The sequence below is a fragment of the Kordia sp. E genome, from assembly GCF_056033805.1.
Genome location: NZ_JBRASR010000001.1, coordinates 188168 through 214489 on the forward strand (window position 1 = coordinate 188168; position 26322 = coordinate 214489).

At 32.0% G+C, this 26322-nt stretch carries 26 protein-coding genes; 15 read left to right on the forward strand and 11 right to left on the reverse strand.

Annotation, left to right across the window (positions count from 1 at the left end; all coding sequences use genetic code 11):
- Positions 1-11 precede the first annotated feature (11 nt).
- The 7 genes from trpC to ACUUYC_RS00965 all read left to right on the forward strand — a co-directional run bounded on the left by trpC (position 12) and on the right by ACUUYC_RS00965 (position 7600).
- Positions 12-797 (forward strand): indole-3-glycerol phosphate synthase TrpC, encoded by a 786-nt coding sequence (trpC, locus tag ACUUYC_RS00935; protein ID WP_474262854.1) that lies wholly within the window; start codon positions 12-14, stop codon positions 795-797.
- 81 nt (positions 798-878) lie between these two features.
- On the forward strand, positions 879-1517 hold the full coding sequence (locus ACUUYC_RS00940; protein ID WP_474262856.1) for a phosphoribosylanthranilate isomerase: 639 nt from the start codon (positions 879-881) through the stop codon (positions 1515-1517).
- 47 nt (positions 1518-1564) lie between these two features.
- Positions 1565-2752, forward strand: a complete 1188-nt coding sequence (trpB, locus tag ACUUYC_RS00945) for a tryptophan synthase subunit beta (protein ID WP_474262858.1) — start codon at positions 1565-1567, stop codon at positions 2750-2752.
- Between the two features lie 83 nt (positions 2753-2835).
- Positions 2836-3597, forward strand: coding sequence for a tryptophan synthase subunit alpha (gene trpA, locus ACUUYC_RS00950; protein ID WP_474262860.1), 762 nt, complete (start codon positions 2836-2838; stop codon positions 3595-3597).
- Between the two features lie 55 nt (positions 3598-3652).
- Positions 3653-5452: a DUF885 domain-containing protein gene (locus tag ACUUYC_RS00955; RefSeq protein ID WP_474262863.1), complete on the forward strand. Its 1800-nt coding sequence runs from the start codon at positions 3653-3655 to the stop codon at positions 5450-5452.
- A complete protein-coding gene (gene rlmF / locus ACUUYC_RS00960) occupies positions 5422-6342 on the forward strand; it encodes a 23S rRNA (adenine(1618)-N(6))-methyltransferase RlmF (RefSeq protein WP_474262865.1) in 921 nt (306 codons plus the stop codon). Before ACUUYC_RS00955 ends, rlmF begins: the two co-directional genes overlap by 31 nt.
- Before the next feature lie 61 nt (positions 6343-6403).
- Positions 6404-7600, forward strand: coding sequence for a DUF5018 domain-containing protein (locus ACUUYC_RS00965; protein ID WP_474262867.1), 1197 nt, complete (start codon positions 6404-6406; stop codon positions 7598-7600).
- A gap of 1 nt (position 7601) precedes the next feature.
- On the opposite strand, the gene ACUUYC_RS00970 is transcribed toward ACUUYC_RS00965, so the two are convergent.
- The 5 genes from ACUUYC_RS00970 to ACUUYC_RS00990 form a co-directional block, all read right to left on the reverse strand.
- Entirely contained in the window at positions 7602-8291 is a 690-nt protein-coding gene (locus tag ACUUYC_RS00970) for a uracil-DNA glycosylase family protein (RefSeq protein ID WP_474262869.1), read from the reverse strand.
- A gap of 5 nt (positions 8292-8296) precedes the next feature.
- The gene (locus tag ACUUYC_RS00975) at positions 8297-9034 is read right to left on the reverse strand and encodes a hypothetical protein (protein WP_474262871.1); all 738 of its coding nucleotides are present in this window, start codon (positions 9032-9034) and stop codon (positions 8297-8299) included.
- A gap of 4 nt (positions 9035-9038) precedes the next feature.
- Positions 9039-9797, reverse strand: a complete 759-nt coding sequence (yaaA, locus tag ACUUYC_RS00980; protein ID WP_474262873.1) for a peroxide stress protein YaaA — start codon at positions 9795-9797, stop codon at positions 9039-9041.
- 33 nt (positions 9798-9830) lie between these two features.
- A complete protein-coding gene (locus ACUUYC_RS00985; protein WP_474262876.1) occupies positions 9831-10484 on the reverse strand; it encodes a VOC family protein in 654 nt (217 codons plus the stop codon).
- Between the two features lie 166 nt (positions 10485-10650).
- Positions 10651-11532: an SDR family oxidoreductase gene (locus ACUUYC_RS00990; protein ID WP_474262878.1), complete on the reverse strand. Its 882-nt coding sequence runs from the start codon at positions 11530-11532 to the stop codon at positions 10651-10653.
- A 119-nt stretch (positions 11533-11651) separates the two neighbouring features.
- Here ACUUYC_RS00990 and ACUUYC_RS00995 point away from each other — a divergent pair, with 119 nt between their 5' ends.
- From ACUUYC_RS00995 to ACUUYC_RS01010, 4 genes are all read left to right on the forward strand, one after another.
- Positions 11652-11984 (forward strand): winged helix-turn-helix transcriptional regulator, encoded by a 333-nt coding sequence (locus ACUUYC_RS00995; protein WP_474262880.1) that lies wholly within the window; start codon positions 11652-11654, stop codon positions 11982-11984.
- 52 nt (positions 11985-12036) lie between these two features.
- Positions 12037-12591 carry a hypothetical protein gene (locus tag ACUUYC_RS01000; RefSeq protein ID WP_474262882.1) on the forward strand — a complete coding sequence of 185 codons (555 nt, stop codon included), beginning with the start codon at positions 12037-12039 and terminating at the stop codon, positions 12589-12591.
- A 35-nt stretch (positions 12592-12626) separates the two neighbouring features.
- On the forward strand, positions 12627-13070 hold the full coding sequence (locus ACUUYC_RS01005; protein ID WP_474262884.1) for a hypothetical protein: 444 nt from the start codon (positions 12627-12629) through the stop codon (positions 13068-13070).
- 127 nt (positions 13071-13197) lie between these two features.
- Positions 13198-13368 (forward strand): hypothetical protein, encoded by a 171-nt coding sequence (locus tag ACUUYC_RS01010; protein ID WP_474262886.1) that lies wholly within the window; start codon positions 13198-13200, stop codon positions 13366-13368.
- Positions 13369-13457: 89 nt separating this feature from the next.
- On the opposite strand, the gene ACUUYC_RS01015 is transcribed toward ACUUYC_RS01010, so the two are convergent.
- Complete coding sequence (locus ACUUYC_RS01015; RefSeq protein ID WP_474262888.1) at positions 13458-14498, reverse strand: RluA family pseudouridine synthase; 1041 nt, start codon at positions 14496-14498, stop codon at positions 13458-13460.
- Positions 14485-15081 carry a PASTA domain-containing protein gene (locus tag ACUUYC_RS01020; RefSeq protein WP_474262890.1) on the reverse strand — a complete coding sequence of 199 codons (597 nt, stop codon included), beginning with the start codon at positions 15079-15081 and terminating at the stop codon, positions 14485-14487. The genes ACUUYC_RS01015 and ACUUYC_RS01020 overlap by 14 nt, the downstream gene beginning before the upstream one ends.
- A gap of 123 nt (positions 15082-15204) precedes the next feature.
- On the opposite strand from ACUUYC_RS01020, the gene ACUUYC_RS01025 reads away from it, so the two are divergent.
- Positions 15205-16185 (forward strand): D-alanine--D-alanine ligase, encoded by a 981-nt coding sequence (locus ACUUYC_RS01025; protein WP_474262892.1) that lies wholly within the window; start codon positions 15205-15207, stop codon positions 16183-16185.
- 36 nt (positions 16186-16221) lie between these two features.
- Positions 16222-16677, forward strand: a complete 456-nt coding sequence (gene coaD / locus ACUUYC_RS01030) for a pantetheine-phosphate adenylyltransferase (RefSeq protein WP_474262894.1) — start codon at positions 16222-16224, stop codon at positions 16675-16677.
- Between the two features lie 78 nt (positions 16678-16755).
- On the opposite strand, the gene ACUUYC_RS01035 is transcribed toward coaD, so the two are convergent.
- From ACUUYC_RS01035 to ACUUYC_RS01045, 3 genes are all read right to left on the reverse strand, one after another.
- Positions 16756-18936: a tetratricopeptide repeat-containing hybrid sensor histidine kinase/response regulator gene (locus ACUUYC_RS01035; RefSeq protein ID WP_474262896.1), complete on the reverse strand. Its 2181-nt coding sequence runs from the start codon at positions 18934-18936 to the stop codon at positions 16756-16758.
- Positions 18926-21139, reverse strand: coding sequence for a tetratricopeptide repeat-containing hybrid sensor histidine kinase/response regulator (locus tag ACUUYC_RS01040; RefSeq protein WP_474262898.1), 2214 nt, complete (start codon positions 21137-21139; stop codon positions 18926-18928). The genes ACUUYC_RS01035 and ACUUYC_RS01040 overlap by 11 nt, the downstream gene beginning before the upstream one ends.
- Before the next feature lie 87 nt (positions 21140-21226).
- On the reverse strand, positions 21227-22867 hold the full coding sequence (locus tag ACUUYC_RS01045; RefSeq protein WP_474262900.1) for a SulP family inorganic anion transporter: 1641 nt from the start codon (positions 22865-22867) through the stop codon (positions 21227-21229).
- A gap of 275 nt (positions 22868-23142) precedes the next feature.
- On the opposite strand from ACUUYC_RS01045, the gene ACUUYC_RS01050 reads away from it, so the two are divergent.
- Positions 23143-24894, forward strand: coding sequence for a M14 family metallopeptidase (locus ACUUYC_RS01050; protein WP_474262902.1), 1752 nt, complete (start codon positions 23143-23145; stop codon positions 24892-24894).
- Between the two features lie 188 nt (positions 24895-25082).
- On the opposite strand, the gene ACUUYC_RS01055 is transcribed toward ACUUYC_RS01050, so the two are convergent.
- Positions 25083-25664: an NUDIX hydrolase gene (locus ACUUYC_RS01055; protein WP_474262904.1), complete on the reverse strand. Its 582-nt coding sequence runs from the start codon at positions 25662-25664 to the stop codon at positions 25083-25085.
- A 7-nt stretch (positions 25665-25671) separates the two neighbouring features.
- Between ACUUYC_RS01055 and pyrE the strand changes: the two genes are divergently transcribed.
- A complete protein-coding gene (gene pyrE / locus ACUUYC_RS01060) occupies positions 25672-26316 on the forward strand; it encodes an orotate phosphoribosyltransferase (protein ID WP_474262906.1) in 645 nt (214 codons plus the stop codon).
- Positions 26317-26322 lie beyond the last annotated feature (6 nt).

Below are 26322 nucleotides of genomic sequence, written 5' to 3' on the forward strand. Positions count from 1 at the left end.
TGAAAATTTTTATGACCATTTTAGATAAAATCATAGCAGATAAATACAAGGAAGTTACTCTCAAAAAAAGTATCATTCCTGTATCACAATTGGAAGCTTCTGTATTATTTAATCGTGAAACTTCTTCGCTGGCAAACGCTTTGCGTGAAAGTGACACTGGAATTATTGCAGAATTTAAAAGACGTTCACCATCAAAAGCAGTCATTAATCAAAGTGCAAGTGCACAAGATGTTGCAAAAGGGTACGAACATGCTGGCGTTTGTGGAATGTCTGTATTAACCGACGGAAAATATTTTGGTGGTTCGTTGGATGATGTTTTATTAGCAAGAGCGAGCGCACAATTGCCAATCTTACGAAAAGAATTTATCATTGATGAATATCAAATCCTAGAGGCAAAAGCACATGGAGCTGATGTAATTTTATTAATTGCAGCAGTATTGACACGAGATGAAATTAAAAGTTTATCAGAAACTGCAAAAAGCTTAGGTTTGGATGTCTTATTAGAAGTTCACAATTTAGAAGAATTACAGAAATCAATTATGCCTTCGTTAGATATGTTAGGTGTAAACAATCGTAATCTAAAAACATTTGAAGTAAGTACAGCTATCAGCAAGGAATTATCAACGCATATTCCTAATGACTTCGTAAAAGTATCAGAAAGTGGAATTAGTTCGGTTGCAGCAATCAAAGATTTACAGCCTTTTGGCTATCAAGGTTTCTTAATCGGTGAAAATTTTATGAAAACTGAAAATCCAGGTACTAGTGCATTGGATTTTATTAATGAATTGAAGAAATAGAACCAAGCGTCATGCTGAACTTGATTCAGCATCACATCAAACAGATTCCCGTTTTCACGGGAAAGCAAAACAAGTTTTACTATGAAACTCAAAATATGCGGAATGAAATATGAAGATAATATGACGGCAATTAGCAAATTGCAGCCAGATTATTTGGGTTTTATATTCTATAAGAAATCATCTCGTTTTTTTGACACAATGATTCCAGAAATCCCAGAGAATATCAAAAAAACAGGCGTTTTTGTAAATGCTTCTGTTGAAGAAATTTTAAACAGAATAAAGTTATACGATTTACAAGCTGTACAATTACACGGAAGTGAAAGTCCTGAATTTTGTAAAGACTTAAAAACTAAATGTCACATCGAGCGCAGTCGAGATATAGAAATCATCAAAGTATTTTCAGTTAAAGATGAATTTGATTTTTCCGTTTTGAAAGATTTTGAAGAAGTTGTCGATTATTTTTTGTTTGACACGAAAGGAAAATTACCTGGCGGAAATGGTGTTACGTTTGATTGGACAGTTTTAGAAAATTATCCTTCCGAAAAACCATTCTTTTTAAGTGGCGGAATTGGCTTAGAAACGGTTCCTAAACTTGAAGCCTTTTTGAATAGTAACGCTTCAAAATATTGTCATGCATTAGACATTAATAGTAAATTTGAAATCGTTCCAGGATTAAAAGATATTGACAAATTAAAAAGTTTTAAAGAACATATATTATAAATAAAAGATTCTGAATCAAGTTCAGCTTGACGCAACTTAAAAGAAAAATGAAAAAAACATACCACGTTAACGAAAAAGGATATTACGGACCGTTTGGTGGCGCATACATTCCTGAAATGCTATATCCGAATGTAGAAGAATTACGCCAAAAATATTTGGAAATCATGTATGAGGATTCTTTTCAAAAAGAATTTCAACAATTACTAAAAGACTATGTTGGTCGTCCTTCTCCTCTATTTTATGCAGCACGTTTATCTGCTAAATACAATACAAAAATTTACTTAAAGCGTGAAGATCTAAATCATACTGGCGCGCACAAAGTAAATAATACGATTGGACAAATTTTAATGGCAAAACGTTTGGGTAAAACTAGAATCATTGCCGAAACTGGCGCTGGACAACATGGTGTAGCAACCGCAACAGTTTGTGCGCTAATGGGCATGGAATGTATTGTATACATGGGCGAAATTGATATTGCCCGCCAGGCTCCAAATGTAGCTCGTATGAAAATGTTAGGCGCAGAAGTTCGTCCTGCACTGTCAGGAAGTAGAACATTAAAAGATGCTACAAACGAAGCTATTCGCGATTGGATTAGTAATCCTGTAAACACACATTACATCATTGGTTCTGTTGTTGGACCGCATCCGTATCCTGATATGGTAGCGCGTTTTCAAGCTGTAATTTCTGAAGAAATAGAATGGCAATTAAAAGAAAAAGAAGGTCGCTCCTATCCTGATCATGTCATTGCATGTGTTGGTGGCGGAAGTAATGCGGCTGGTGCTTTTTATCAATATTTAGATGATGAACGCGTCAACTTAATTGCAGTAGAAGCGGCTGGAAAAGGAATTCACTCAGGTGAAAGTGCTGCAACTTCTGTTTTAGGTGAAGATGGAATTATTCACGGAAGTAGAACTTTATTAATGCAATCTAAAGATGGACAAATTACAGAACCGTATTCAATTTCGGCTGGATTAGATTATCCTGGAGTCGGACCAATGCATGCACATTTATACGAAAGTAAACGAGCAGAATTTATTTCTATTACAGATGATGAAGCCATGACAGCAGGTTTAGAGTTATCGCAATTAGAAGGAATAATTCCTGCTATAGAAAGTTCGCACGCATTAGCGATTTTTGACACACGAAAGTTCAAAGAAGATGAAATTGTAGTCTTGAATTTATCTGGTCGTGGCGACAAAGATTTGAATACATATATTGATTATTTTAAATTATAGTAATGAGATATGAGTATTGAGATATTAGACAAGACGAAACTAACATCTCAATACTAAAAACTCAGTACTCAATACTATTGAACATGAACAGAATAAACCAAAAATTACAAGAAGATAAAAAGTTATTATCTATATATTTCACGGCAGGTTATCCAAGTTTAAATGATACAGTTGGCGTGATTCAAGAGTTAGAAAAAAATGGTATCGACATGATCGAAATTGGCTTACCATTTAGTGATCCATTAGCAGATGGACCAACGATTCAGGCAAGTTCTACACAAGCGTTAGAAAACGGAATGACAAGTGAAATTTTATTCACACAAATACAAGACATTCGAAAAACGGTTTCCATTCCACTAATTATTATGGGCTATTTAAATCCGATGATGCAATATGGGATTGAAGCTTTTTGTGCTAAATGTCAAGAAGTTGGAATTGACGGATTGATTATTCCAGACATGCCTGTTGATGTTTATCATACTGAATATCAAGCCATTTTTGAGAAATACGGTTTGATTAATGTGTTTTTAATTACACCTCAAACTTCTGAAGAACGTATCAAATTTATTGATAGCATTTCTAACGGATTTATCTACATGGTTAGTTCGGCAGGAACCACTGGAGCTAAAAGTAGTTTCGGAAATACCCAATCAGATTATTTCGATAGAATTGGCAACATGAATTTAAAAAACCCTCAAATAGTTGGTTTTGGAATTTCCAATCGTGAAACCTTCAATCAAGCAACTGACAAAGCAAAAGGTGCTATTATTGGAAGTGCTTTTATAAAACACTTAACCCAAAACGGAACAAATACCATTTCTGATTTTGTTTCAAACATTCGGTAATTCAAAAAAGTAGTACTTTTAGTTCTTCATTAATCAAATTCATCAAATTCATCAAATGAAAAAATATATTTATATCATTTTCGTATTACTATTTTCTTTGACTTCTTGCGAAGGTGAAAAGAAAAAAGACACAACAGAAACTTCAAAATCTACTCAAACTTTTGCTGATTTTTTAGACAGTTACTATCAAAAAGGATTAGAATTGAATCCTTTAAACGCAACATTTGCAGGAAATAATAAATATAATGATCAGTTTCCGAATTTCTTGTCAGCAACTTATCATGAAAAGATAAAATCACATTATACTTCTTTTAAAGAAAAGCTTTCAAGTTTCGAAGACAAAGATCTTTCTGAAAGTGAGCAGTTGAGTAAAGCAATTTTGAAGTGGGATTGTGATACGAATTTAAAGCAATTAAGTTTTAGAAACGATCAATTACTCCCAATTAATCAAATGTGGACGTTAAATTTATCCGTTGGTCAATTGGCAAGTGGCGCTGGCGCACAACCTTTTAAAACGGTTGAAGATTACAACAATTGGCTACAACGCTTGGAAGGTTATAACATTTGGTTGCAAACTGCTAAAAAACGCATGCAAGAAGGTGTTCAACAAGAAGTTGTATTACCAAAATCATTGATTAAAAAGGTAATTCCACAGTTTGAAGTATTAGCTTCTACAGCAGTAGAAAATCATTTGTTTTATTCACCAATTAAAAACTTTCCAACAGGTTTTTCAGATAGTGATAAAAAGCAATTAATAGCTTCCTATACTAAAATCTTAACTGAGAAATTAATTCCTTCATTTGATGAAATACACCAATTTTTAAAAGGAGATTATTTAAAAGCTGGAAGAGAAACAAGTGGTATTTCAGGAATTCCAAATGGAGAAGCCTATTACAATCATGCTATAAAAAATTATACGACTACGAACATGACGGCTGATGAAATTCATCAATTAGGATTGAAAGAAGTAGCTCGAATTTTGGCAGAGATGGAAAAAGTAAAAGTACAAGTTGGATACAAAGGTGATATGAAATCATTTTTCAATTTTGTGAGAGAGAATAAAGAATTAATGCCGTATTCGAACGCAAAACAGATTATTGACAATTTCAATGCGATTCATGATCGAATGAAACCTCAACTAGAAAAACTATTTGACTTGAAGCCAAAAACATCTTTTGAAGTTCGTCGTACGGAAGCTTTTAGAGAAGCTTCAGCAAGTGCTGAATACAATCCAGGTTCATTAGACGGAACACGTCCGGGTATTTTTTATACGCCAATTCCTGACGCAACAAAATACAATGTGTTTTCAGATGAAGCGTTGTTTTTACATGAAGCTATTCCAGGACATCATTATCAAATTTCATTGACACAAGAAAATAACGATTTACCTGCATTTAGAAAAACATTATGGTATAGTGCATATGGCGAAGGTTGGGCATTATATACAGAATCCTTAGGAAAAGAGTTAGGTTTATATACAGATCCATATCAATATTTTGGAATGTTAGGTATGGAAATGCATCGTGCAATTCGTTTGGTCGTTGATACAGGATTACACGCCAAAGGTTGGACACGTGAACAAGCTATTGAGTATTCATTAAATAATGAAGCTGAAAGTGAAGCAAGTATTATTTCTGAGATTGAACGTTATATGGCAAATCCGGGGCAAGCATTGTCGTATAAAATTGGACAATTAAAAATTCGTGAGTTGCGCGCTAAAGCTGAAAAGGAATTAGGTGAAAAATTTGATATTCGTGCGTTTCACAATCAAGTTTTGAGTACTGGTTGTATTCCATTGCAATTGTTAGAAGATAAAATTAATGTATGGATTCAAACAAAAAGCAACACAAAATAGAGAAGTCTAAACTACATCCGCTTAACAAACATCAAGGACGGTATGATTTTTATGTACTTATAAAAGCATGTCCAGCATTAAAGCAGTTTGTAGCATTGAACAAGTTTGGCGATACATCTATTAACTTTTTTGATTCAGAAGCTGTAAAAATGCTTAATAAAGCGTTATTAAAGCAATACTATGGTATAGATTACTGGGACATTCCAAAGAATTATTTGTGTCCACCAATTCCTGGAAGAGCTGATTATATACACCATATTGCAACATTGTTGGCTGAAACCTATCAGAATGAAATCCCGAAAGGGAAACAAATTAAATGTTTAGATATTGGAACTGGCGCAAATTTGGTCTATCCAATTATTGGAACACAGGAATATGGTTGGTCATTTATTGCTTCAGATATTGATGCTGTTTCGATTGAAAATGCAGAAAAGATAATCTCAAAAAACATGAATTTAAAAGATTCTATTGAGATTCGTCAACAACAAAATCCAAATCAAATTTTTAAAGGAGTTATAGATTCGTCTGAATGTATTTCGGTGACACTTTGCAATCCACCATTCCATAAATCTGCTAAAGAAGCTCAAGCAGGAACACAAAGAAAGTTACAAAACTTGAAAGGCGACAAAACTGTAAAAACTGAATTAAATTTTGGTGGACAAAGCAATGAATTGTGGTGTAAAGGCGGCGAAAAGAAGTTTATTAAAAACATGATTAAAGAAAGTAAACAATTTTCAAAATCGTGTTTATGGTTTACAACCTTGGTTTCTAAAAAAGAAAATCTTCCTGCAATTTATGATGCATTAAAACGTGTGAATGCTTCTACTATAAAAACCATTCCGATGGGACAAGGCAATAAAGTGAGTAGAATTGTCGCTTGGAGTTTTTAATATAAAAATCAAAATTTGTAGGATTAATTATATACTTTTGCGATCGTTAAAACCTTATATTATGAAAAAAAGAAATATTCTATTTCAATTACCATTAATTTTATTAATCTTATTATTTTCTTGTAGCAGTGATGATTCTTCTGATGTAGCTCCTACATTAAGTTCTAATAATTTTATTACTTCTTTTCAATTAACAAAAGGAGGTTATGGTACTAGTTTTCCTATTTCAGCAAATACAATCATTGGTACTGTTCCTGAAACTTTAGAATTAACTGACATTCTACTAGATGTTGCTATATCAAATAAAGCAACTATTGCTCCTGATCCAGCGACAATAACATCAATTTCAGGTCCTTTTAATTTAACTGTAACTGCAGAAAATGGAGACACAAGGCAATACACCATTGATATCACTAATGAATTAAATGATGAAAACTTTATTCTTTCGTATACATTTACGACGCCTGACTTCGCGACTACTTCTGATGTGAATGTTAATACAACAACAATTATTAAAAGATTCCCAACTTTCACAGACAAAACAAATTTAGATTTGAGTATAGAGTTCTCTCCTTTGGCTACTATTTCACCTGATCCTTCGACTATCACAAATTACTCTTCTGATGTAGAATATACTGTTACAGCTTTAAATGGTGATCAAAGAGTTTATACGTTACGAGTTGAAACTATGGACATGGATTTTAATAATGTTTGTGATGACATGATTTCAAGTGGATGGTTTGGAGGAGATGATAGAACAAATAATCCCGCTGGAATTGCTGCTTTTGACAGAAATGTAGGCACTGGACAAGGAGTTGTTTTTGAAGAAGATGCACATCCAACTAAATTTGGATTTAACCTTACAGGAGCTTTCAGATCTTCTGAAAATGGTTCTAATTATAATAATCCACTAGATGTTAAATTAAATATTAGACAGAAAGATGGAACATTAATTGGAAACTTAACACAAACAATTCCTGCGAATTTTAATGGTGGCTGGGTTGATTTTGATATCACAAACTTTAAACTTTTCTTTGATGCAGGAATAGAATACATTTTCACAATGCATGTTGTAAATGGCGGAAATTTGGGTGTGAACACAGGAATACATGGTATTAATTATGAAGTTAATGGATTTTGTAATGCACAAGCCTACTCAGGAGTATCAAAATTAAGTGAAAATACAAATCTAGACGATTGGAGTATTTGGTACGAACATCCGTGGCATTATAATATGAAAATAGTAGGAAAGAAATAATTCAAAAAAACTCCCGATATTGCAACACGCGAAAATCAAAAGTAGTAAATTTTGGGTTTTCGCTTTTTAATTTTCGGTATAATGGAATGCTTCCAACAGCTCTGTTTGCTGCGCCAGAAGCTGAGGTAAGTGAAACAGTCTTTATAATTCTTTGCTCATGATTATGAGATGCTGAATCAAGTTCAGCATGACTGAGATCAAATTGATGAATTCTGGGAACAATGTCAGAAACAACTTCCAATTTTAGATTGTATAGTTTTATATGTCTTCTAAAGAAATATTCAGGTCCGTTTTTAGAGTTTCCACCAGTAAAAAGAATGGTATGAATGCTTGGAAATTTCTGGAGATAATTGACAACATCGCGCAGTTGAATGTTTTGCATTCCCAAATCAGAAGCATCTATTTTTTCGCGTTCGCAACTATCTACAATATCGCAAACGCCAATTTTATGTTTGATTAAGAATTGCTTTCGTTCGTCAATCGCTTCTTGTGAATTGTCATAACGTAAGTTTAAATTATGAATTTTATCAATGAATAACCACAGCGAATTGTAGTAACTTCCATAACAAAAATTCACATCTTTTTCGAGCAAATCGCCTGTAGAAAATCGTGGTGGCGGCAACGTTCCGACAATGAGTTTTTCAGTATCAGATTGAATGAAAGGTTCATACGGATGTTTATGTTGAAACATATAAATTAAGCATTATCTAATTGCTCACGATACTTTCGTACATCCGTAATTACTTGGCGATAGACATGCTTGTTTGGCTTCGTCATATGCTGAGCTTCTACAATGATTTCGTCTAAAATTTCTTTTGCTTCATCATGTTTGTTATTTCTAACATAAAACTGTGCTAACACCAAACGTTCTTCATAGTTAGAATACCGTTGATCAATTGGTTTTAAGTTTTTTTCTGCTTCTTCTATCCTACCCAATTTGTCCAACGCCAATCCGTAAATAAATTGTGCATGTGATTTTTCAAATTCGTAATTGTCTTTGACTTTTTCGGCCAACCGAATTACTTCTGCATAGTTTTGTGATTGACTCATAGCACCCATCATTTGTTTGATGACATAAAAATCGTGCTGAAAGTTTCCTCTTAAAGCAGCTTCATAGTGAATGTTTGCGTTTTCATAATCACCATTTTCAAAATGTGCATCTGCAAGTGCAACTCTGTTCTGAAACGTTTCGGCAAAAGCAAGTTTTTTTTCTGCATCTTTTACTTTCTTAGAAGGCACAATAATCGTTACGATTTCTTCTGAAAACTTCTCTAAATCATTTTTATTAAATACTTGCGTGAATAGATATAAAATAGCGCCAATTACAGGAAGCATAAATATCATTAAATACCAGAAGTAATCTTTCCCATTTTTGTATGCATGATACAAACAATAGATTTGAAGAATTAAAATAGGTGTATAATAACGAAACATATATTTATCGTGTAAAAACTAATTCATTTTCGGTAGACATTTCTTCACTAAATCCATAACCTTCGTAATTGAATCCTTTTAAGTCATCAATAGTTTTAGCGTCTTTGTCTATAATATAGCGTGTCATATAACCTCTTGCTAACTTTGCGTAGGTCATAATGGTTTTGTATTCACCATTTTTCAAGTCTTTAAAAACTGGCGTTATTACTGGTACTTTTAATGCTTTTGCATCAACAGCTTTGTAATATTCGTTACTGGCTAAATTCACAAATAATTCGTCATCTTCTAATTCATTATTCAATTGTGTTGTGATTTTCTTTTTCCAGAATTCATATAAGTTTTTGTTTTTTCCAACAGCTAATTTCGTTCCCATTTCCAAACGATATGGTTGCATTAAATCTAGTGGTTTTAACAATCCGTATTGACCTGATAAAATTCGTAGTGAGTTTTGCAATACGTCAATTTTATCTTCTGGTAAGGAATATGTATCCAATCCTTGAAAAACGGCGCCGCTAAATGTGTAAATGCTTGGACGTGCATTTTCTGTTGAAAATGGCAAACTCCAATCTTGATTACGTTGCCAATTTAATTCTGATAAAGCATCAGAAATATGCATGAGTTTCCCTAAACTTTTAGGAGACTTCTTTTTTAATATTTTACTCAAGCGTTCTGCTTCTTTTAAGAAACTAGCTTCTGTATGTTTTTGTGTTGGAATTTTGCTATCTAAATCTAATGATTTTGCTGGTGATATGACAATCTTCATTTTTTCTCTTTCGTTTTTTTGTTGTTAAATGTACTATTTTTCTGTGATTATTTTACCATTTGTAAATGCAAAATTATAGTCGCCTTTCAGTTTAAAATCTGCTACAAAAGCTTCTTCTTGTGTTGGAAACCATTTTTTCTTGGTATTATTTACCAAAATGAACAAACCTTCTACATTTCCTAATACGCAAAAACGATCTAGATTTCCATCATATATTGGAATTGGTCGTATTGTTTGAAGCTGCTCGTAAATTGCTTGATTATCATCCGAAACGATTCCGATTTCACTAATACTTACCAAATCTGAAGAAGAAAACGGATGTGTATTTATAGTGTTTAAGTCTTTTCGCGCAATAAATTCTACAATGTTTCCATCTACATCATAAAAATAAAGTGCTTCTGCATTCCAATTAGAAAAATCTGCGATGTCCTTACCTTCACACAGTAAAGTTTCGGTTCGTTTTTGAATCCAATGCAATGCTTCTTGAATTTTATACGATGAAATATTAATGGCAAAATGTGCAGGATTTGCTGTTTTTGATTTTACAAATGTTAGTAAAGAAACACCAATTTTTACTGTAAACTTTTCTTCATCCTGAAACAATAAAGGCAATTCCAATACTCGTGTATAGAATTGTTTCTGATAATTTAAGTTCGTTGTATAAAGAGTTAATTCGCTAATTTTCATATGATAAAATTACTGCTTTTAAAGTTCATTTAATAATGATCAAAGAAGTTATCTTTTATATAGAAATAAGGATTTTTTATAAGAAACTATGAAAACAAAAAAAGATATTTAAAAAGTCAACATTGCAACTCTTCAAATATCTTTTCCTATACACTATTTTACCAATTTACGAATTCCAATTCACCGAAGAAACCCAGTCTTCTAATGATTGTGGTTTTATTCCTAATAGTTGTTGTGTTGTTTTAAAATCCTTGTGTAATAAATGTTCTTTTTTATCAGCTACGTAACGGTATAAGTTTGATATTTCTTTTGCAGCCAAGTCTCCAAAAGCAGGAATTAATTGTTGTTCAAAATCATCTGGTTGTACACTTAAAAAGTTGACTTTTTTCCCAATTTTGTTTCCTATTGCATGTGCAATTTCTTCTCCCGTAAATAAATTTCCCCCGATAGGTAATGTTTTACCCGCTAATTCAGGTTTATCTAAAGCACTTACTGTGTAGTCTGCTAAATCCTTATGACTAATCCAAGGTGCTTTTTCTCCTGATTTTACGGGATAAGGTAAAATACCATTTTGCATAATTACCGGAATTGACCAAGGAGCCGCCAAGTTATCAATATAAATATCGGGCATTAGCGTTGTGACTTGTAAATTTGAAGCTTCAAAAAGACGTTTAATCGCTAGTTTTAAATCTAACGTTATTAAATTAGTTGTATCAGTAGGCAAATCAAATCCTGAGTTAAATACAATATGTGATATTCCATGTGCTTCTGCTTCAGTAATAAAGTTTCCAGTATATGTTTTTGCTTTTTCAACATCAAAAATTAGAGGAAACGTATACACTGCTTTTTTTACTCCTGTTAAAGCAATTCGTAGAGCGCTTGTATCTTCAAATCCTCCTGGAATAAGTTCTAGTCCATCTGCATTGATTGTTCTTTCTGTAACTGAACCCGAAAGTGTAATTACGTTTTCTCCTTTAGCCAATAAAGTTTTTGCAATTCCAGCACCTTGAAAACCAGTAGCTCCTGCAACAAATATTTTCTTTTTCATTTTTATTTATCTTATAATTTGAATACAAAATTATATCTTTACTATACTTTTGACAAGTACTTACCTAAAAGTAAGGTACCAACTAAAAAGTATGTAAAACTGATTATCAAATATTTAGCATGTATATAAAAAGTGAAAATAATTCCTTGTGTCCCGTTGGAGAAGGTTTAAAAGTAATTGGAGGTAAATGGAGACTCCTAATTATAAATGAAATTGGAACAGAAAAAAGGCGCTTTGGAGAAATGAAACGATTGATTCCTATGATTAGCGAAAAAATGCTGATTCAAGAGTTGAAAAATCTAGTTGCTTTTGGCATTTTACATCGCAAGGCGTATAAAGAAATTCCGCCCAGAGTAGAATATTCACTCACTACATATGGACATAAAGTCTTGCCTATTATTGAGCAAATTAAAACATTTGGAAATATTTTGATCGAAAAAGACAATTTATAAAAGGTGTAACAGAAAACTATATATAGCGTCTGATTATATAAAGTTCTTCTATATGAAAATAAAATCCAATGCATTACCACAAGAGTTAGATTCTCCATTTTATCAAGCTAACAAAAAGTTTTGTGAAGTATTTGAACGCTTTATTGCAAGTAAACAAGGAAAAGTAAAAGGTACATATAATGCTTGGAGCTATGTGATTTTCGGAAAGGTTGAAACAGGCAGCGCTTGGGATTTAAAGTATAAAAGAGCTGTTTATTCTGGAGCAGGAAGTATCTGGTTTTCTTCAAAACATCAAAACCTTTTAACGTTAGTAACATGGACTAGTGATACAATAAAAAGAAATAATGCAACTTTTTTCGTTCGTAGAAAAAAGTTTATGGATATACTAAAACCTTCTTATTTAAAGCTTACACAACATCCAACGTATGTGATGAAAACAAATGGAGAACGTTCTCCATTTTTCACAAATATTTTAAAAGTTTTAAAACCACTTTTTGAAACAGGTGAAATTTACAGAATTACGCTAAAGGACAACAAATTAACCATTGAATTGAGAAGCGAATTACATCATCTTGATATTTTTGGTCAATTGACTCAACTTTCGTAGAATAATTCTATCTTGCAGCCCTTAAAAACAGGATCATGAAATTATTTAAAGCGATTGATAAAGTATTAGCTCGTATGGGAAATATGCGCGCTATGGAACGTACACACGTTGATACTTTTACTGAAAACAAAATAGAAAATGTTAGAGGAGAACAAATTGCAACATCACAGCATGGAGGAATTTGGGCAGAACTTGAAGATTTGAATGGTTATATTTTTCTGAACATAATTATTTTAGGCACTACAAAAATCAAAACACTAAAAGGTGCAAAATTAACCTTTTTAGGTGATGATGAACTAACGCTAGCTTCTGACGATTATGAGGTTGACTCTGATTATTCTAATGTTTCAAATCGTTGGATAACGCCAATTAATTTTGGAATTACTAAGGAAGATTTAAACTTTATTAAAAAGAAAAAGTTCAATCAACTACGACTCGATTTTAAAAAGAAATCATTGTTGTTTGATAGAAAAAAGTAATTTCGACAAGCTCAATCTACTCTTAACAAGATTATTGGTTTTTTAGACTATTCGATTACTATTTAAAAAATTCGGTAACAAAATCATCACTTTTGATACTAATTCAATAACTACAAAATTCAGTTATATGAAATTAAAGTATATATTATTAGTTATCGGAATTTTATCTATTATAGCTTCTATTTATATGGTAATCTATGGAGAAGAGTACGTCAACAAAATTATGGGATTCGTTTGTGGCGCTAGTTTGATTTATGGATATTGCGAATTAAGTCAACGAGAGAAAAAAGCAAAGTAATCAAATACCAACTATTACTAGAATTCCTGTCTACGCAGGAATAACATACTGAATATTCTCATTATTAATATCTCAATACTATAAAAAGGTTACATTTCAGTATGCTTCGCGTAGTTTCTCCACTTTTCTACACACTCTGCAATATCAGATGGAATTTCTGAGTTAAAACTCATCTTCTCGCCTGTTCTTGGATGAATAAACCCAAGTGTTTTTGCATGTAATGCCTGTCGTGGTAATATTTTAAAACAGTTGTCTACAAATTGTTTGTATTTGGTAAAGGTTGTTCCTTTTAAAATACGCTCGCCACCATAACGTTCATCATTGAATAATGTATGTCCTATATGTTTCATATGTACACGTATTTGATGCGTACGACCTGTTTCTAACTGGCATGAAACCAACGTAACATATCCTAAACGTTCTAATACTTTATAATGTGTAACCGCAGCTTTTCCTTTGTCTGCATCATCGCCAAAGAAAACCGTGTTTTGCAATCTGTTTTTAGGATGACGTCCAACATTTCCTTCTATAGTTCCTTCATCGTCGTCTACATTTCCCCAAACCAATGCGTAATAAATACGTTCTGAAGTTTTGTTAAAGAATTGTTTTGCCAAGTGTGTCATGGCTTCTTCCGTTTTGGCCACGACCAATAAACCACTTGTATCTTTATCAATTCTATGCACTAATCCTGGACGATCACTAGAGTTTTTTGGAAGATTATCAAAGTGATATATTAACGCATTAATCAACGTTCCTGAGTAGTTTCCGTGTCCTGGATGTACTACCATTCCGGCTGGTTTGTTTACTACTAATAAGTCATCATCTTCATACACAACATCAATTGGAATGTTTTCGCCAACTAATAAATTTTCATATGGTGGATGTGCAAATAATACTCTAATAACATCATTGCCTTTTACCTTGTAATTTGATTTTACAGGTTTGTCATTGACATGGATATTTCCATCTTTAGCTGCTTGCTGAATTTTGTTTCGCGTTGCGCCTTCAATGAAGTTCATTAAATATTTATCGACACGTAAAGGTTGTTGTCCTTTTTCGGCTGTAAACGAATAATGTTCGTATAATTCGTCTGACTCTTGTTGTGGTTGTGGAAAATTATTCTCCTGCATTTTCATCATTTTCATTGTTGGAACTTGAACCTGGACGTTTTCCATTTCCTAAAATCAATTCTACTTTTGATGTTTTTGGAAGTGTTTGCCCTGGATCTATTGGTTTCCCTTTGTATTGTAATCCTAATACCATGTCCTTCCCAATATTATCTTTGTACGTCACTTTTTCAACTCCAAAACCAACAGCATTTAATGTTGACTCTGCAGTTCTTCTTGTGATTTGAATTACATGAGGAATTGTAATTTCACGATATTTAGAAGGATTTATTTTTAGGTATATTTTTCTATTTTCTTTTACTTTTTCTCCTGCAACTGGACTTTGCTCAATAACAGAAAATGCAGGATAATCAGGATTGTAGTTTGATGTATCTTGCAACATATAATTTAAATCGCTTTCAGCTAATTTTGCTTTGGCATCTTCAAACGAAAGTTTACTTAAATCAGGAACTGTTTTAAAATCACCTTGATTTGTTGAATAACTCAACCATTGCATTGTGAGAAAAACAATAACAATTAACATTCCTATAGCAAACGCTATTTGTTTTAAAAATACTTTTGATATGAGAAACTTTAAAAAATTCATGTATTAAAACGATTTTATTGGGGCAAATATACATACTATTATTCCTAATATTCTACTTTGATTTGTCCACAAATAGATTTACTTTCGTTTGAATAACGTTTATTTGAGTTATTTCTTATCCGAATGAAGAAAAATATTGCCATCATAATGGGCGGATATTCTAGTGAATACGCCATCTCACTGAAAACTGGAAGTGTAGTTTATAAACATTTAGATAGTGAACTTTATAATGCATATAAAGTTCATATTTTTAAAGATAAATGGGTTTGTGTCACTACAGATGAAAAAGAGTTTCCTATTGACAAAAATGATTTTTCTGTAGTTATAGACGATTTAAAAATTACGTTCGATTGTGTGTTTAATGCTATTCATGGAACGCCAGGAGAAGATGGTTACATGCAAGGATATTTAGAATTGATAGGAATTCCGCATACAAGTTGTGGAATGTATCAAGCTGCTTTAACATTTAATAAACGTGATTTATTAGCTTCTTTGAAACCTTACGGGATTAAATGCGCAACTTCTTATTATGTAAATGCTGGCGACACTATTGACGAACAAGCAATTGTAGACAAAGTTGGTTTACCATGTTTTGTAAAGGCTAATAAAGCAGGAAGCAGTTTTGGGATTTCAAAAGTTTACAAAATAGAAGAATTACAAAATGCAATTGCCATTGCATTGAAAGAAGATGATGAAATTATTATCGAATCTTTTTTAGATGGTGTTGAAGTATCTGTTGGCGTTATTAATTATAAAGGAAAAATCACAGTATTACCAATTACAGAAATTGTTTCCGAAAATGACTTTTTTGATTACGAAGCAAAGTATTTGGGACAATCACAAGAAATTACACCTGCACGTATTTCTCCTGAAATGGAAACGAAGGTAAGAAAGCTAGCCAAAGAAGTGTATGAAATTTTGAAGATGGAAGGTTTTTCACGAAGTGAATTTATTTTTAAAGATAATGAACCACATTTGATAGAAGTGAATACAGTTCCTGGAATGACTGAAGAAAGTATTTTACCACAACAAGCAAATGTTGCCGGAATTTCATTAACAGAATTATTCGGAAATGCTGTTACATTGGCTTTGTCGAAAAAGTAGTACATTGCTACTGTTTACATAGAAATTTTACACAAAATGAAAAGAGCTATTTTCCCTGGATCGTTTGATCCAATTACTTTAGGACATTATGATATCATTAAACGTGGCGTAAAGTTATTTGATGAAATTATTGTAGCTATTGGTGTCAATTCTGCAAAGAAATACATGTTTAGCTTAGAACAGCGTAAAAAATTTATTGAAGACTCTTTTAAAGATGAACCAAGAGTAACTGTTGTTACCTACGAAGGATTAACCGTTGATTTCTGTGAAAAAAATAATGTAGATTTTATTTTGCGTGGACTTCGAAATCCTGCTGATTTTGAGTTTGAAAAAGCAATTGCACATACCAATCGTGATTTAGCGCCTGTGGAAACAGTTTTCTTATTAACTGCTGCAAGTACTTCATATATTTCATCTTCTATTGTTAGAGAAGTAATTCGTCACAATGGAGATTATAAATTGTTGGTTCCTGATAGTGTGAGAGTTGACTAATTAGGTCTTGGATCTTAATAAATACTTTTATATTTAAAATTCAACATGTAGCATTTATAATTTCTAGATATTAATAGACTACTTCATGTGTTTATGAATCAACGTAAATAGTTGTGAAGCAACAAATGGTTTTAGAATCATATCGTTCATACCTGAATTGATAATTTTATGAAAACTATCATCTAAGGAAACTGCCGTAAATGCAATAATTGGCACTTCTGAATTAAATTTCCGAATTGCTTCTGTTGCTTGATATCCGTCCATTTCCGGCATATGAATGTCCATTAGTATGACATCGTATGCATTTTCTTTTACAATTTCAATAGCTTCTGCGCCACTCGCAACAATGTCCGTTGTAATATTTTTTGTGGATAGAATTTTCTTAGTCAGCATTTGATTAATTCGATTATCATCAACCACTAGCATTTTTAAGTGACTAAAATCAACACCATCTAAATCAAATTCACCAATTGTATTTAAGGTTTCTGTCGTTTTTGGGAAACGAATGTTGAATGTAAATGTTGTTCCTTTATTTTCTTCACTTTCAAGTTTAATATCACTATTATACACTTCTAAAAGCTTTTTCACAATTGATAATCCTAATCCAGAACCTTGGTATTCTTCATTAATCGCATCATAGTTTTGCGAAAACATTTCAAATACTTTTTCTTGCTTTTCTTTCGGGATTCCGATTCCAGTATCCTGAACACAGAAATGTAGCAATACATCTTCTAGATTTTCTTCTATTTTTTCAACACTTAAACGAATTGCTCCTGCTTTTGTAAACTTAATTGCATTACTAATAAGGTTGATTAGAATTTGAGAAATTTTTAAGCTATCACCAACTAACAATTCTGGAATTTCCTTGTCGTACGCAATGTGCAATTCATTCTCACGCTCTTTAATTAGTAAATCGAATGATTTTAGAATGTTGTCAATATTGGTTTTTAAATTGAACGTAGACGCGCCAATTGTAATGGTATTATCTTCTAATTTATTTGCTTGAAGTATGTTATTTACCAATGATAATAAATGGTCTCCTGAGAATTTTAATGATTTTAAGTATTGCTTTTGTGAAGGTTTTGGACTTTCTTCTAGTAATAAATGTGTAATTCCTGTAACTGCATACAAAGGTGTTCTTAATTCATGACTCATCATGGAAAAGAAGTTTGACTTCGTTTTTGATGTCATTTCTGCTTTCAGTTTCGCCTCTTCTAATATGTCGTGTTTGATACGTAATAACTTATTACTTTTTATTTTTTTATAAATAGCTTTGATCAACAATCCTACTAAAGCCAAACAGATTAGTAATAAAATTATGATTATGATTGCAAAAACTCTAGAACGATTTACAATAGCGGTTTGTTCCTGATTTCTTTCTTCTAAAACATCTAATTTGAGCTTGTCTTTACTCAAACTATGATTCATCAATAATTCTTCTTTGAGTCGCTCATGATCGACATCTAACTTCTTTTTTAAGTATTCTTGATATTTTATTTGAGCGGTTTTGTACTTATCAATTTCGCCTTTTGCTTTGTAAATAGCTGACAATTGCATGTATGACACAGCTAAATCATTACTATGTACATATTCGTCTCTAGTATGTTTTTCTAAATATTCCTGTGCTTTATCGTACTCCTTTAAATGATAATAAGCGTCTCCAAGTAAAAAGCCTAAGTAATTTTTACGTGCAACATAAAAAGCTGTATTGGAGGCTTTTTTAATACGCTCATACATTCCTTCAACATGCTTGACTACTTCTATAAATTTTCCTTCTAATTGATATAATTCTATTTGAACCCAATCTAGAACAAGAACATTTTCAGGATCGCCAGTTTCGTTTGCTATTTTGTAAGCGCTATTTAAGTATTCATTTGCCCTTCCATAGTTTTTTCGATCTAAAGAAATTCGCGCCAAATAATGGTTTAGTAATACAATTTGTTTTTTATCATCAAATGCTTCATGAATTTCTAATGTTTTTTCATAATACTTTTTTGCTTTATTATAATAATGCATACGATGATACGTAATAGCTAATGTATTATAAGAACTTGCCAAAGATTTATCATCACCATTAGTTATAGAATACTGAATTGCGAGATAACTGTATGAAAGTGATTTTCCAAAACTAAAATTACGTGTCAGTTCAAAAGCTTCTTCATTCAATTTTCGAATACTATCTTTATCAATGTCTTGAGAAAACAGCTGCATGCTTGCAAACAAACATAGGACGATATGTAGTTTCCAATTATTCCGCATTGAAAGATTGTATTATAGTATCAATTTTATCATATAATATTTCTGGCTCAAATGGCTTACTTATAACACCGCTTATTTCTGTATCAACTACTTTTGCATAGGCATCTGAAATTTCCATTGCAGTTAATAAAATAATAGGAATGTTATTATTGTTTTCACGAATTTTCTCAATAGTTTCAATACCGTTTAATTTTGGCATGAACATATCCATCAGAATTAAATCAAACTCTTGTTCATCCAAAATATCTAAAGCTGAAAATCCACTATGTACAACTTTAGTTTCTATTTGTTTGCGCTCCAATATTTTTTGAGTTAATAAACCATTTACGGCATTATCATCAACAATTAAAACATTCAGTCCTTCAAGATCATATTCTTTTACATCAAAAGTAGTTTCAGTCACTTCTTCAACTTCAGCTTTGAGTAATTCTAATTGAAAGTAAAACTCTGAACCTTCGTTTAAAAAGCTTTTTAAGTGCAATTTCGATTTTAAAACCTTCAATAAATTGTTTACTGTTGTGAGTCCAAGTCCTAAATCTAAATAGCCATTATCTTCACTTAACACAACACCTTTTTCTAGGTTTTCAAAAATGATATGTTTTTTCTGTTGTGGAATTCCTAAACCATCATCTTTAATTAAAAATTTCAACGTAACATTTTCATTCGTTTCTCCAACTTTCGTAATGGCAAGTATAATGTTTCCATCATATGTATAGCGAGCAGCATTGTCTAACAAATTGAATAGTATCTGAGATATTTTTAAGCTATCACCTAATAATTGATTGGGAATTCGCTCATCAAATTGTATTTCAATATTATTCTTGTTTTCTTTTACAAGAAAGCCCACAGAAGTAATGACATTTTGAATACTTTTCTTTAAATCAACTATTTCTTCAACCGTATTCATCTTACTTGCTTCAATCTTATTCATTTGAAGAATATTATTGATGATTGCCAACAAATGTTCCCCTGAAAATTTTAATGACTTAAGATATCTTTCTTGGTACTCCTTAGGTTTTTCGAGCAGTAATAAATTTGTCATACCAATAATTGCATACAATGGTGTACGCAATTCATGACTGATTAATGAAAAGAAATTAGAACGTATTTTAGAAACATTCTCTATTTGCCTTTTAGCTTCAAGTAGTTGTTTATTTTGTCCGCTCAACAATGCATTTGTTCGTACGCGCCAACGTTGATTTAGATAGAAAAATCCTGTAAAAAGTAATAGTATTATCAGACTTACAATCAATACATAAATTAATTTATCATACCAATCAATATAGTTTTCTTTTACCTTTCTATCTTCTTCTATGACTTCTAAACGACTTTCGTATTCATCAATTCCATATTTGAAAAGAATTTCTTCAAAGGTTTTATCTTTCTCTTTTATTTTATGTAGTTCATAAAAGTAAATATGCTTTTCAAGTGCTGCTAACTCCTCAGGTTCATTTTTTTGTTTCTTATAAATTTTGATAAGATCTTCATAAGCCAGAGATAATAATTCGTAATGTTCAGAACTATTCTTAGTAGACAATTCTATTACTTTTTTATAAGCTACGATTGCTTCTTTTATTTTCTTTTGCCCAAATAAAGCCTGCCCACTAAATAAATATGCAGTTGGTAATATTTTTGAAGAAGTAGCGTAACTTGCACTTGTATCACAATACACAATTACTTTCTTGAAACAATTATTAGCATCTTCATACTTTTTTTGTTCTAAGTGTAATTGTCCAATATTATACTTTGGGTAGATAGAACTGAGATCGTCTTTAAAATTTTCTGAAAGCACTAAACTTTTACGCAACTGTTTTTCTGCTTCTTCGTATTTTTTTTGTTTAAATAAATAATAACCTATGTTATTATAAATTTTCATCAATCCTTTTTGATTGTTTGATCGTTCATAATATGAAATCGCATTTCGATAATTTTCAATGGCAAGTTCACCATAGTCCATTCGAATATAAACAATTCCTAAGGTGCGATAGCTTTCTGCAACAAGGCTATCATTTTCTATAAAATTAGCATGTTTTAAGGCTTTTTGACTCGTAACAAGTGCTTCATTAAATTTTCGTTGAGAAGATAATTCTTTGGCAATAGTCTGTAAATGAATAATACTATCTTTATCTACGGTACGATTTATTTGTCCATGTGATATAGAAACAAAGACAAGAAAAAATAAAAATACACGTATGATACTCATAGCTTGCGAGTAGACTAAAAATCTGCGAAAAAGATACAAAAATTAGCGTAGTATTCTATTTTTTTTTGACGCTCAAATCCTAAAGAACTAGTTCTCAGGATCCATCACTACATAATACCTAGGATCGTCAATTGCATCTTCAATCACATTTGCTAATTTAGGAGAAGCTTTAACCATTAAAGCCTTACAATCTTCGCTTAAATGTTTGACACGTAACTGTTTTCCAGCTGTTTCGTATTTCTGTATTAAATTATAAATTGCTTCCAAAGCTGAATGATCAGAAACTCTCGATTCCATAAAATCAATTACTACCTTTTCTGGATCATTTTTTATATCAAACTTATTATTAAATGCCTGAATACTTCCAAAGAATAACGGTCCAAAAATTTCGTACACTTTTGTTCCATCTGCTAATTCTTTTTTGCGTGCGCGAATACGCTTTGCATTTTCCCATGAAAAAACTAATGCTGAGATAATAACTCCTGCAATTACAGCAATTGCTAAATCTTGCCAAACTGTAATTAAAGAAACTGCGATTAAAACTATAGCATCACTTACAGGAATTTTATTTAAGATTCTAAAACTACTCCATGCAAATGTTCCAATAACAACCATAAACATAACACCAACTAATGCTGCAATTGGCACTTGTTCTATTAAGCCTGACGCAAATAATATGAAACATAATAATGCTAATGCTGCTACAATTCCGGATAATCTTCCACGTCCACCACCTTTGATGTTTATAATAGATTGTCCAATCATTGCACAACCACCCATTCCACCGAAAAGTCCATTTAAGAAGTTTGCACCACCTTGTGCCAAACATTCGCGGTTACTATTTCCACGTGTTTCCGTTAACTCATCAATTAAGTTTAATGTCATTAAAGATTCTATCAATCCAATTGCTGCTAATATAAATGCATATGGAGCCATTATTAATAAAGCTTCCATACTCCACAATTTCCCTGTAAATATATCTGATTGAAATGCTGGCAATCCACCTTTTAATCCTTGTACTTCTCCACCACTTCCTTCAACAATAAATGATTTTACAGTAGCTACATCAATATTTCCTAAAATTACAATAGCAGAAACTACAATAATCGCAATTAATGCTTCTGGCAACTTCTTTGTCAATTTTGGTAATCCCCACATAATCAACATTGTCAAACTTACCAATCCTAACATTAACCAAAACTTAGCATTGCTAAATAATGCTGAAAACCAAGCGCCTGCATCTGACCAAATAGAAACACCATCTGGTGCTATTTGTGGAAACATAGCTAATTGTGACATAAAAATTACAATAGCCAAACCATTTACAAATCCCATCATAACTGGATGTGGAATCAATCTTACAAACTTTCCTAGCTTAAAAACTCCTGCCAACGCTTGAATAACTCCAACCATTAATAAGGTAATAAATAAGAATTGTAATCCTTGTTCTCCTATACCAGCGTCAAGTCCAAATTCGTGTCCTTTCTTTACCAAAGCTACCATTACAACTGCCATTGCTCCTGTTGCTCCAGAAATCATTCCTGGTCGTCCACCAAAAATAGCGGTAATTAATCCCATCATGAATGCTCCATATAATCCAACCATTGGCGGAATATCTGCAACAAAGGCAAAGGCAACAGCTTCTGGCACTAATGCCAACGCAACTGTTAATCCACTTAAAATATCATTTTTGGCATTCGCCGCTCTCTTTCTAATAAACTCAGTCATAATTCTTTGCTCTTGAAATTCTTCCTTTTTAAAGAAGCGGCAAAAATACAGTTATTATTTCTACTGGCAAGTTTTTGAGAATATGAAATAAGCCAAAACTATCTTTTAATACCAATTGAGTTGATTATTGGTCAATTACATCAGATAGTATTTATAAAGTAAAATAAACGGATGAAATCGTAATGTTTTAAAGTATTATCAAATATATGAAGACAATGAGCACAGTATTTTTTCTATTTTTTTTGACTAAGTTTGAAAAGTCAAAATCTATTCCAATGAAAAAACTACTATTTCTTTTAGCCTTTACTTTATTTTTTGCTTGTGATACTGACAAGAAAGACTCAAAAGATACTTTCGATTTCACAACTACTTTTGAAAAATCTGAAGGAACGCAAACACCAACGTACCCAGAAGTAATTGCGTATTATGAAGCATTAGCGAAAAGTTATGATGAAATTCAGTTAGAAACCATTGGAAGCACAGATGCTGGCGAACCATTACATTTAGTGACTTTTAATTCTGATGGAAATTTTGATTTTGATGCGATTCGAAAAGAAAAGACAATTTTATTAGTCAATAATGGAATTCATCCAGGTGAAAGTGATGGAATTGACGCTACTATGATGCTCTTACGAGATTTAGCAAACGGCACTAAAAAAACACCTAAAAATGTTGTAATTGCAGCAATTCCAGTATACAATGTTGGCGGAAGTTTGAATCGGAATTCGGGAACAAGAGCTAATCAAAATGGTCCTGAAGCATATGGTTTTCGTGGAAATGCTCAAAATTATGACTTAAATCGTGATTTTATAAAATCTGACACACGAAATGCTAAAGCTTTTGCTGAAATTTTTCACAAAGTAAAACCCGATGTTTTTGTAGACAATCATGTGAGTAATGGAGCCGATTACCAATATACCTTGACACATTTATTTACACAGCATAATAAATTAGGACATGAAGCTGGTACGTTTTTACACAAAACCATGATGCCCGATTTAGAGAAAACCTTGCTACAAAATAATTGGGATATTACACCATATGTAAACGTTTTTGGTAGAACACCAGAAGCTGGATTTTCACAATTTATGGATTCTCCAAGATATTCTACAGGATATACAACGTTGTTTAACACGCTTGGTTTAATGGTAGAAACACATATGCTAAAACCCTATAAACAACGTGTAGAAGGTACATATGCATTAATGGACGCATTGATTGAAAATATTGACACAAAGTATTATACAGTTATTGAGTCAATTCGTGCGAAGACACATGAATCGTTTGTGAATTCAGAAACTTATGCAATTCAATGGGAATTAGATAAAAGCAAAAAAACTATTTTAAACTTCAAAGGATATGAAGGAAATTTTATTGAAAGTGAACTCACAGGACAAAAACGCTTAAAATACGATCCGACAAAACCATTCACGAAAGAAGTTAACTATTCAAATTATTTTAAATCAAAAAAAGAAGTTGTTGTTCCAAAAGCATATGTAATTCCAAAAGGTTGGCATAACATTATTGAGCTTTTAAAATTGAATAATGTAGCAATGACACAACTTGAAAATGATACAATTATCCAAGTAGAAACCTATCATATAAAAGACTACAAAACCTATTCAAATCCATATGAAGGTCATTATACTCATTACAATACTGAAGTAACTAAAACACCTCAAAAAATTGGTTTCAAAGAAGGTGATTTTATTGTCAATACAGATCAAGCAGCATTTCGTTACTTACTGGAAACATTAGAGCCAGAAGCTGTAGATTCATTTTTCAATTGGAATTTCTTTGACACTATTTTACAACAAAAAGAAGGATTTTCAGCTTATGTTTTTGAAGATGAAGCCAAAGAAATATTGGTCACTAATCAACGTTTACGTGAAGAATTTACACAGAAAAAAGCAACTGATACGGCTTTTTCAAATAGTGCTAGACAACAATTGCGTTGGATTTACAAACAATCAAACCATTATGAAAAAGCACATATGCGTTATCCGATTTTTAGAATTCTTAGATAAGTTAGATTGTTAGATTGTTAGATTGTTAGATTGTTAGATTGTTAGATTGTTAGATTGTTAGATTGTTAGATTGTTAGATGAAAATTAAATAACCCTAACGTCATTTCGAGTGATTTTTTACAGAAAATTGTATCGAGAAATAAAAAAGTCTTCGAAATCTAAAAATCCAAGTAGTCTATTAATCTATATTAAAACAACAATTTTATATTTTCATATGAATTCTGAAGTGCTTCAGTAATTTCTACTTCATTTTTCCATACAACTTCCATAATACCTTCTTCTTCTTGAGGAATTAGTTCACCATCATAGGCAGTTTGCATCGTGTACCAATGTGTCAATTTTAAGCGATATTCTCCATTTCGCCTAAATACATGGTAGGTTTTTGTAATAAAATCATTGATCACTAACCCTTTTACACCAGTTTCTTCTTCTACTTCTCGAATAGCGGTTTCCTTAATATCTTCCCCTTTTTCAGTTTTCCCTTTCGGTAAATCCCACTTTTCATTTCTAAAAATAAACAATACTTCGTTGTTTGCATTTCTTACCAATCCACCAGCAGCCTCCACTAAAGGTAATTTTGTAGATAAAAGTTCTAATAACTCGTCACCGTTGTCGTGATAAAGGATCGCTTTATCTAATTTTCCAGAAGTAATTTGTCCAATAAGCCACTCAAAATCAACGTCTTTCAATAAAAAAGTGTCGGAAATTTCATGCTTATTTACTTCATTAGATAGAATAATAAGCTTTTCATTGATAAAAACTTTATACATTTGCATTATGATTTTTGATAAAAATACAGCTAAAAAGACTGCCGAATTATTATTGCAAATTAACGCAATTAAATTACAACCACAAGAACCTTTTACTTGGGCTTCTGGTTGGCAATCTCCAATATATTGTGATAACAGGATTACATTATCGTTTCCGCCGATACGTAATTACCTTAGAGAACAATTCGCAAAACATATTGAAAAAGAATACGGAAAACCTGATGTAATCGCTGGTGTAGCTACTGGTGCCATTGGAATTGGAATTTTGGTTGCTGAGTATTTAGGACTTCCTTTTGTATATGTAAGACCTGAAGCAAAAAAGCACGGAAGACAAAATCAAATTGAAGGTTTTATCCAAAAAGGACAAAATGTTGTTGTCGTTGAAGATTTAATTAGCACAGGAAAAAGTAGCTTAAATGCCGTAAAAGCATTAAAAGAAGTTGAGGTAAATGTAAAAGGAATGGTTGCCATTTTTTCATATAATTTTGACATTGCTAAAGAGAATTTTGAAAATGCGAATGTACAATTGAACACTTTAAGCAATTACGAAAACCTGTTAGAGCAAGCTCTAGATACCAATTATATAACATCTGCTGAATTAGAAACGTTAGAAAATTGGCGCAAAGATCCTGCAAATTGGAACGCAAATTGATTAGAA